At 69.2% G+C, this 1,356-nt stretch carries 1 protein-coding gene and 1 pseudogene; both read right to left on the bottom strand.

The features are described 5' to 3' along the window. Nucleotides 1–136, bottom strand: a pseudogene (locus tag ACOVRJ_RS01500) (transposase); the annotation flags it as partial. 394 nt (nucleotides 137–530) lie between these two features. Next, nucleotides 531–1,356: transposase (locus ACOVRJ_RS01495; RefSeq protein WP_422042141.1), on the bottom strand; the 826-nt coding region annotated here is incomplete at its 5' end.

Genomic DNA, 1,356 nt, shown 5'->3' with positions numbered 1-1,356 from the left:
CGGCGGTGACGGAGCAACGCACACCGCACGCGGTGCACTTGAAGCGCCCGTCGCCCAGACGCCAGCCGTCGCGCCCCAGACAAGCCGGGCAGACGAAACCGGTAGGCCAGCGCAGCCACTCGAGGCAGTCCTGGCAGTCGGCATCGGTTCGAAACCAAGCTCGTCACTCGCCGAGTGACCTTGGGTAGTGCTCCCCTGCGCGTGGCTGGCCCATCCCCAGCACTCTACCGGTCGGTCCGGTTAAGTGGAGAGCCCTGGGAATCTCAGACGGTGCCTGGGCCCCTGGAAAGTCCGAGATAGCTGGAACAGGGAAGGCAACTGGCGACTGTCGAGCGACATCAGGAACTGACCCCCTGACGACATTCAGAAGTGACCCCCGGTTGCTGCCGGCAGCACAGCCTGGGGCGAGGTGTTTGTGACGGCCGGCGCGGCTCAGGTGGCTCAGGATCTTCTCGATCACCGGCCGCTCGAGGATGGCCGCGATGATCTTGAGCCCGCCGCCGCAGTTCGGGCAATGCTGCATGTCGATGTCAAAGACCCGCTTGAGCAGCCGCGCCCAGCTGATGCGATTCGGCCGGGCCTGGACCGTCTCGACCTCGCACTCGGCGGGCGCCGCGGCTTCGCTGGCCGCTTGCGCTTGTGCGGGCGGTTGCTGCGGCACCACCAGCGGCCTGAGCTTCGCGTTCGGGGCCAATGCTCCGTGGAACCTGATCAGGTGCAACCTGGGCCGCGCCACGGGAGCCCGAAGGGCGCCCTTCGGTCGCCCTGGCGGCCAGCCGCTGCATGAACTCCAGCGGGCTCATGATCAGGTGCGTGGTCCCGTCGCGCCACGGCGTCTTGAGCTTGAGCTCGACCTGCCCCGCGGCGTTGAGCTGTACCCGCTCGTGGGAAAGCGCCGGCCGGGTGATGTAGCGGCACAGCTGTTCCAGCCGCTTGCGGTCGTTCGCCTCGACCCGCACTGCCGCGTGCAGGCTGAAACCGTCGACGTCGGCGCACAGGGGCTGGCGCGCTGCGCCCTCGCGCGGCATCGCACCCCGGACGGTCAGCACCTTCTGCCAGGCGCGGGGCCCGAAGGCGATGCGGTGAGTGATGGCCGCGGCCTGCAGCGGCCGCAGCGTGCGCGCCTCCTCGCCGTCGGCATCCGGCTCGGCCAGGTAGGTCTGGCCCATGTCCTCGACCAGCACGCCTCGGCGCGTGAGCATCTTCATGAGCCGGGCGATGACGGTCTGCAGCAGCGCGTGCAACTCGTCGTCGGTGGGCGCATCCGCCTCGATGAAGGCCGGCGAGCCATCGGCGCCGCGGCGGTACACCCCGTCCAGCACCAGACAGTGCAGGTGGATGTTGAGGTTGGCGGCC

Source organism: Roseateles sp., from assembly GCF_049240545.1.
Lineage (GTDB): Bacteria > Pseudomonadota > Gammaproteobacteria > Burkholderiales > Burkholderiaceae_C > Paucibacter_A.
The sequence above is the reverse complement of the archived record's forward strand: the minus strand, read 5'-3'. Positions and strand labels throughout refer to the sequence as shown.